This window comes from Microbacterium sp. SWDP-B6, from assembly GCF_059803615.1.
In genome coordinates, this window is the sequence record NZ_JAPFGV010000021.1 from 20470 (window position 1) to 27770 (window position 7301).

A 7301-nucleotide genomic window follows, 5' to 3' on the forward strand; every position below is an offset into this window, starting at 1 on the left:
GCCTCCGCCCCGAGGTGTCCCCCACTCTCGTGGGATCTGATCCTGCCGTTGTGTGTATTGAGTTGTGAGTCAGCTTCGAAGAGTCCGCCGGCCAGGCCGACGGGCGCTCAGCCCTGGCGCTGCTTGTGGCGCGGGTTGCTCTTGCAGATGACCATGACGCGGCCGTGGCGGCGGATCACCTTGCAGTGATCGCACATGGGCTTGACGCTGGGGTTGACCTTCATGATGTTTCCTATTCGCTGTCTTCACCGGGCAGGCTGAGTGCCTGGGGTGTTACTTCTCGACCGATCAGCGGTAGCGGTAGACGATTCGTCCACGGGTGAGGTCGTAGGGGCTGAGCTCCACGACGACACGGTCTTCGGGGATGATGCGGATGTAGTTCTGCCGCATCTTGCCTGAGATCGTTGCAAGGACCTTGTGTCCGTTGGAGAGCTCAACGCGGAACATCGCGTTGGGCAGAGCCTCGGAGATCACGCCCTCGATCTCGATGACACCGTCTTTCTTAGCCATAGCCTCGCTGACGCTTCTGCAGACCGGTCGATCTGCGGTGGGTGATGGGATTGCGGTGCTTCTTGCCGATTCAGACACGCCGAATCAAGGCGCAAGGCACCAAGGATCTATGTTATCCGACAACGGGAGTTCCGGCAACCTGGCCAGGATGCCGGAACTCCCGTTGTGCGACTGACGCGGATCAGCCGAGGATCTTGGCGAACTCCGTGGCGATCTCGCTGTTGTCGATGCGGGTGCCGTTGATCTCGACGGTCGGGGTTCCCGAGATCTCGTGCGCCTTGGTCTGGGAGTCGGCGAACTTGTTGTAGGTGCCGTCGGCGATGCAGTCCGCCGCGGCCCCCGCTCCTGCCTGCTCGGCGAGGGCGCTCAGCTCCTCAGCGCTGAGTCCGGCGGAGTTCTCCTCGGGCTGGTTCGCGAACAGCAGGTTGAAGTAGTCCAGAGTGGCGTCGGGAGCCTCTGCGGCGACGCAGTACATCGAGCCGGCCGACAGCGAGGAGAACTCCCCGGTCGTCGAGAGCCTGTTGAGGATCGACACGGGGTGGATGTTGAGCGTGATCTTGTCATCAGCGGCTGCTGCCTGCAGCTGCTCGCCGTAGGCGTCCTCGAACTGTCCGCACACGGGGCACATGAAGTCGACGTAGGTGTCGATCTCGTCCTCGCCGGAGCCGAACGAGATGGCCCCGGTCTCCTCGTTGACGATGGAGCTCTGCGGGGCGGTGCCGGGGTCGGTGGCCTGGTTGTTCAGGGACACGACGACGAAGGCCAGCACGGCCAGCACGACCACCACTGCCGCCGAGACGCCGATCACGAACCAGTTGGTGTTGCTCTTCGCGGCTGCCATTGCTTTCCGTTTCTGTCGAGGCCCGACGTGGCGGACCCGGCCTGAAGTCTTCGGGTGCATGCGCACCCATACACCCATTGTGCCCGGAGAAACCTATGCGCACGTTGTGATCGCGTGCAGGATCACAGTTCGCGCCGCGTCTGAGGGCGCAGAGAGGTCAGGCGATGGGCGTCGGCGTCACGCCGAAGGACACGAGGCCTGCCGCTCCCCCGTCGGGGGCGGTGAGCACCCAGATGCCGTCCTCGTGCAGGGCGACGCTGTGCTCCCAGTGCGATCCGTCGGTGCCGTCGACCGTCGAGACCGTCCAGTCGTCGTCCTCGACGAAGGTCTCGTCACTGCCGGCGGTCACCATCGGCTCGATGGCCAGCACCAGACCGGGCTTGACCTCTGCACCGGGATCGGGCGTCCGGTAGTTGAAGACGCTCGGAGCCTCGTGCATCTTGCGACCGATGCCGTGGCCGACGTACTCGCGCAGGATGCCGTAGGTCTCCCCCGAGACGGCTGACGGTCCCTGAGCCTCGATGTAACCCTGGATGGCGGCGCCGATGTCACCCAGGTGGGAAGCGGACGCCATTGCGGCGATACCGGCCCACATGGACCCCTCTGTCACGCGCGACAGCTCCTGTCGCTGCGCGACGAGCTCGGGACGCGTGTCATCGGGAACGACCACCGTGATCGCGCTGTCGCCGTTCCACCCTTGGAACTGCGCGCCGCAGTCGATCGACACGATGTCGCCTGCCTGCAGGATCCGCTCGCCGGGGATGCCGTGCACGACCTCCTCGTTGACCGAGATGCACGTGGTGTGCTTGTAGCCGCGAACCAGCTGGAAGTTCGACTCGGCACCACGGGCGAGGATCACGCGGTTGGCCTCGGCGTCGAGCTCGAGGGTCGTGACCCCCGGTCGGATCAACGGCCGGACGGCGTCCAGCGCCGCGGCAGTGATGAGGCCGGGCTCGACCATCGCTCGCAGCTGAGCCGCATTCTTGTAGATCGACTTGCGGAACATCGCGCGGTGTTCAGGCCGCGAGACGCAGGCCGCGAGCGACGAGAGCCGCGAAGACGCGCTCGGTGATCTCGTCGAGCGAGCCGACGCCGTCGATCCGGTCGACGATGCCACGGGGCCCGTAGACCTCGAGGATCGGGGCCGTCTCGTGCTCGTAGATGTCCAGGCGGTGCGCGATGGCCTCGTCGGTGTCGTCCGAACGGCCCTGCTCGGCCGCACGGAGCTTCAACCGCTCGATGCTCTCCTCGCGGGGAACGTCGAGAAGGATGACCGCGTCGAGCGACTCGCCGCGAGCGGACAGGAACGCGTCGAGATGCTGCACCTGGGCGGCGTTGCGCGGGTAGCCGTCGAGGAGGAAGCCGTTCGCGGCGTCGTCCTGCGACAGGCGATCGCGAACGATCTCGCTGGTCAGCTCGTCGGGAACGAGGTCTCCCTTGTCGAGGACAGCCGTGACCTGCTGGCCGAGCGGCGTGCCCTCTTTGATGTTCGCGCGGAAGATGTCTCCGGTCGAGACGACCGGGATGCCGTACGACTCGGCGATGCGGACACCCTGGGTGCCTTTGCCCGAGCCCTGCGGACCGACGATGAGAAGACGAGCTGATCGAGTCATCGGAGGAGCCCTTCGTAGTGACGCTGCTGCAGCTGGGCGTCGATCTGCTTGACCGTCTCGAGACCGACACCCACGATGATGAGGATCGACGCGCCGCCGAACGGGAAGTTCTGGTTGGCGCCGACGGTGGCGAGAGCGATCAGTGGGATCAGCGCGATCAGACCGAGGTAGATCGACCCGGGAAGCGTGATGCGGGTGAGCACGTAGTCGAGGTACTCGGCGGTGGGACGACCGGCACGGATGCCGGGGATGAACCCGCCGTACTTCTTCATGTTGTCTGCGACCTCGACCGGGTTGAAGGTGATCGCGACGTAGAAGTACGTGAAGCCGATGATCAGCAGGAAGTACACCGCCATGTAGATGGGGCTGTTGCCTGTCGTGAAGTTCGCGCTGATCCAGGTCACCCATGCCGCCGGCTCGGAGCCGTCCTGCGGAGTGTTGAACTGCGCGATGAGCGCAGGGATGTACAGCAGCGAGGAGGCGAAGATCACAGGGATCACGCCGGCCATGTTGACCTTGATCGGGATGTAGGTGTTGGTGCCGCCGTAGGTGCGACGACCGACCATGCGCTTGGCGTACTGCACCGGGATGCGCCGCTGCGACTGCTCGACGAACACGACGAGCGCCATCACGATGATTCCGACCAGGAGCACCAGGAGGAAGACCTCGAAGCCCTTGCTCTCCCAGATGAGCCACATGGCGCCGGGGAAGGTGGCGGCGATCGAGGTGAAGATGAGCAGCGACATGCCGTTGCCGATGCCGCGCTCGGTGACGAGCTCGGCGAACCACATGATGAGTCCGGTGCCTGCGGTCATGGTCATGATCATGAGCAGCTGCGCCCACCACACGTCGTTGGTGAGGAGGTTCTGGCACGCCGCGATGTCGGTCGTGCCGAAGAGCTGACCGCTGCGGGCCACGGTCACGAGCGTGGTCGACTGCAGCAGCGCCAGCGCGATCGTGAGGTACCGCGTGTACTGGGTCAGGCGGGCCTGGCCGGCCTGGCCCTCCTTGTGCAGAGCCTCGAAGTGAGGGATCACGACGCGGAGGAGCTGCGTGATGATCGTCGCGGTGATGTACGGCATGACGCCGAGCGCGAAGATCGAGAGCTGGAGGAGCGCGCCACCCGAGAACAGGTTGACGAGCCCGAGGAGTCCCTCTGTCCCGGAGTTCAGCGCGAGGCACTCCTCGACGTTCGGGAAGTTCACGAACGGAGCAGGCACATTCGAGCCGAGCCGGTAGATGGCGACGATGGCGAGGGTGAAACCGATCTTCCGACGCAGGTCGGGCGTGCGGAAGATCCGCGCGATGGCGCTAAACAAGGACGTCCTCCTGAAAGGTTGCCGATCCCTGAAGGACGGCTGAAAGAACAGGCTAACCCATAAGAGGGGCCGGAGAATCTCCGACCCCTCTCATGAAGTGGTTACTTGACGGATCCGCCGGCCGCCACGATCTTCTGCTCGGCAGAACCCGAGACCTTGTCGACCGCTACGGTGAGCTTCACGGCGATGTCGCCGTTTCCGAGAACCTTGACCTTCTCGTTCTTGCGAACGGCACCCTTGGCGACCAGGTCGCCGATGGTGACGTCGCCACCCTTGGGGTACAGCTCCGCGAGCTTCTCCAGGTTCACGACCTGGTACTCGACGCGGAACGGGTTCTTGAACCCGCGCAGCTTCGGGGTGCGCATGTGCAGCGGCATCTGCCCACCCTCGAATCCGACGCGAACGGTGTTGCGAGCCCTCGTACCCTTGGTACCGCGACCCGCGGTCTTGCCCTTGGAGCCCTCACCGCGACCGACACGGGTCTTCGCGGTGTTGGATCCGGGAACCGGACGCAGGTGGTGCACCTTCAGCACGCCGGGGCGGGATGCCGGAGCATCCTTCTTCGGCGCAGCCTTCTTGGCAGCGGGCTTCTTGACGGCGTCGGCCTTTGCCGAAGACGCCTTTGCAGGTGCCTTCTTGGCGGCGGGCTTCTTCTCGGCTGCGGCCTTGGGAGCGGCAGCCTTCTTCGGGGCCTTCTCGGCCTCGACGGCTTCGTTCTTCTCAGCCATTAGTCGATCTCCTCAACCTTGACGAGGTGGGCGACGGTCTTGACGTAACCGCGCGTCTGCGCGTCGTCGGGGCGGACGGTGCTGTCACCGATGCGCTTCAGACCGAGGCTGCGCAGCGTGTCACGCTGGTTCTGCTTCTCGCTCACCTTGGATTTGACCTGCGTGACCTTCAGGCGCGCAGCCATCAGGCACCTACCTTCTGTGCGGCGATGGCGTCAGCCTCCGCACGGACAAGACGCGCGGGTGCGACCTGGTCGAACTCGAGGCCACGACGTGCGGCGACCGCACGGGGCTCCTCGAGCATCTTCAGGGCCGTCACCGTCGCGTGCACGATGTTGATCGTGTTCGACGAGCCGAGCGACTTCGAGAGCACGTCGTGGATGCCGGCGCACTCGAGCACGGCGCGGACGGGACCACCGGCGATGACACCGGTACCGGCAGCGGCCGGACGAAGCAGGACGACGCCTGCTGCAGCCTCACCCTGCACGGGGTGCGGGATGGTGCTGCCGACGCGCGGCACGCGGAAGAAGTTGCGCTTGGCCTCTTCGACACCCTTGGCGATCGCCAGGGGGACCTCGCGAGCCTTGCCGTAGCCGACGCCCACCAGACCGTTGCCGTCACCGACGACCACGAGAGCGGTGAAGCTGAAGCGACGACCACCCTTCACGACCTTCGAGACGCGGTTGATGGTGACCACGCGCTCGAGGAACTGGTTGTCCCCACGGTCGCGGGAGTTGCGGTCACGGCCACCCTGGTTGCGGTCACCACGGCCACCGCCGCGGCGGTTGTCGCGCTGAGACGGCTCTGCCTGCGTGGTGCCGGTGGCAGTCTCGGAAGTGGCAGCTGCCGCTTCGGTCACTTCGTTCTCCTTGTTGTCACTCACAGTGCCAGACCCCCTTCGCGGGCGCCGTCGGCGATGGCGGCGACACGACCGGCGTAGCGGTTGCCGCCACGGTCGAACACTGCCTCGGAAACGCCGGCAGACTTCGCACGCTCGGCGAGAAGCTCGCCGACCTTGCGGGCCTTGGCGGTCTTGTCACCCTCGAGCGAGCGCAGGTCGGTCTCGAGCGTCGATGCCGACGCCACGGTGTGACCCTTGCTGTCGTCGACAAGCTGCACGAAGACGTGGCGAGCCGAGCGGTTGACGACGAGACGCGGACGCGACTCGGTGCCGACGACCTTCTTGCGAAGGCGGGCATGACGACGCGCGCGGGCGTCAGACTTTGACTTGAGAGCCATGGTTACTTACCACTCTTTCCGGCCTTGCGACGCACGATCTCGCCGGCGTAGCGCACACCCTTGCCCTTGTACGGCTCGGGCTTGCGGATCTTGCGGATGTTCGCAGCTGCCTCGCCGACAGCCTGCTTGTCGATACCACTGACCGTGAGCTTGTTGGTGCCCTCGACCGTGAGCGTGATACCGGCGGGCGGGTCGATGAGGACCGGGTGCGAGAAGCCGAGGGCGAACTCGACCGAGCTGCCCTTCTGTGCCACTCGGTAACCGGTTCCGACGACCTCGAGACCCTTGGTGTAGCCCTGGGTCACGCCGATGATGTTGTTGTTGATGAGCGTGCGGGTCAGGCCGTGAAGCGACCGGGACTCGCGCTCGTCGTCGGGACGGGTGACGAGAACCTGGTTCTCCTCGACCGCGACCTCGATGGGCTTGGCGACCGTCAGGGTGAGCTCACCCTTGGGGCCCTTCACCGCGACCTCACGGCCGTCGACCGAGATGGTCACGCCCGCGGGAACGTCGATGGGAAGTCGTCCAATACGCGACATTTTCGATTACCACACGTAGGCGAGAACTTCTCCGCCCACGCCCTTCTGCTCTGCCTGACGGTCAGTGAGAAGACCGGAGGAGGTGGACAGGATGGCCACGCCGAGTCCGCCGAGGACCCTGGGCAGCTCGGTGGACTTCGCGTACACGCGGAGGCCGGGCTTCGACACGCGCTTGATGCCCGCGATCGAACGCTCACGGTTGGGACCGTACTTCAGCTGCAGGGTGAGGTTCGTGCCGACGCGAGCGTCAGTCGTCTCCCATCCGGCGATGTAACCCTCCTGCTGGAGGATCTCGGCGATGTGCGTCTTGAGCTTGCTCGACGGCAGGGTCACGGAATCGTGATGCGCCGAGTTCGCGTTGCGCAGACGGGTCAGCAGATCTGCGACCGGGTCTGTCATTGTCATTGTTGTTTTCCTTTGTTCATGAGGTTCCGGCTGCCGTTACACGACAGACGGCCTGCGATGACACGCAATCTTCAATTGTACGGGATCGGGGGGGGGGGGGGGGGGGC

Annotated in this window: 12 protein-coding genes; all 12 read right to left on the reverse strand. The window is 65.2% G+C overall.

What is annotated here, in order from left to right; all coding sequences use genetic code 11:
* Positions 1–107: 107 nt before the first annotated feature.
* The 12 genes from rpmJ to rpsH all read right to left on the reverse strand — a co-directional run bounded on the left by rpmJ (position 108) and on the right by rpsH (position 7194).
* The gene (gene rpmJ, locus OPU70_RS17300) at positions 108–224 is read right to left on the reverse strand and encodes a 50S ribosomal protein L36 (protein ID WP_033106073.1); all 117 of its coding nucleotides are present in this window, start codon (positions 222–224) and stop codon (positions 108–110) included.
* A gap of 64 nt (positions 225–288) precedes the next feature.
* On the reverse strand, positions 289–510 hold the full coding sequence (gene infA, locus OPU70_RS17305) for a translation initiation factor IF-1 (protein ID WP_017201569.1): 222 nt from the start codon (positions 508–510) through the stop codon (positions 289–291).
* 181 nt (positions 511–691) lie between these two features.
* Entirely contained in the window at positions 692–1351 is a 660-nt protein-coding gene (locus OPU70_RS17310; RefSeq protein ID WP_042538792.1) for a DsbA family protein, read from the reverse strand.
* A gap of 157 nt (positions 1352–1508) precedes the next feature.
* Complete coding sequence (map, locus tag OPU70_RS17315) at positions 1509–2357, reverse strand: type I methionyl aminopeptidase (RefSeq protein ID WP_042538790.1); 849 nt, start codon at positions 2355–2357, stop codon at positions 1509–1511.
* A 10-nt stretch (positions 2358–2367) separates the two neighbouring features.
* Complete coding sequence (locus OPU70_RS17320; protein ID WP_042538788.1) at positions 2368–2964, reverse strand: adenylate kinase; 597 nt, start codon at positions 2962–2964, stop codon at positions 2368–2370.
* Entirely contained in the window at positions 2961–4283 is a 1323-nt protein-coding gene (gene secY, locus OPU70_RS17325) for a preprotein translocase subunit SecY (RefSeq protein WP_042538786.1), read from the reverse strand. The genes OPU70_RS17320 and secY overlap by 4 nt, the downstream gene beginning before the upstream one ends.
* Before the next feature lie 101 nt (positions 4284–4384).
* Entirely contained in the window at positions 4385–5011 is a 627-nt protein-coding gene (gene rplO, locus OPU70_RS17330) for a 50S ribosomal protein L15 (RefSeq protein ID WP_079113390.1), read from the reverse strand.
* The gene (gene rpmD / locus OPU70_RS17335) at positions 5011–5196 is read right to left on the reverse strand and encodes a 50S ribosomal protein L30 (protein WP_042538783.1); all 186 of its coding nucleotides are present in this window, start codon (positions 5194–5196) and stop codon (positions 5011–5013) included. The genes rplO and rpmD overlap by 1 nt, the downstream gene beginning before the upstream one ends.
* A complete protein-coding gene (gene rpsE, locus OPU70_RS17340) occupies positions 5196–5870 on the reverse strand; it encodes a 30S ribosomal protein S5 (RefSeq protein WP_052492887.1) in 675 nt (224 codons plus the stop codon). Before rpsE ends, rpmD begins: the two co-directional genes overlap by 1 nt.
* A gap of 20 nt (positions 5871–5890) precedes the next feature.
* Positions 5891–6250 (reverse strand): 50S ribosomal protein L18, encoded by a 360-nt coding sequence (gene rplR, locus OPU70_RS17345; protein ID WP_042538778.1) that lies wholly within the window; start codon positions 6248–6250, stop codon positions 5891–5893.
* A gap of 2 nt (positions 6251–6252) precedes the next feature.
* Positions 6253–6789: a 50S ribosomal protein L6 gene (gene rplF / locus OPU70_RS17350; RefSeq protein ID WP_042538776.1), complete on the reverse strand. Its 537-nt coding sequence runs from the start codon at positions 6787–6789 to the stop codon at positions 6253–6255.
* Positions 6790–6795: 6 nt separating this feature from the next.
* Complete coding sequence (gene rpsH, locus OPU70_RS17355) at positions 6796–7194, reverse strand: 30S ribosomal protein S8 (protein WP_042538774.1); 399 nt, start codon at positions 7192–7194, stop codon at positions 6796–6798.
* Positions 7195–7301: the final 107 nt, after the last annotated feature.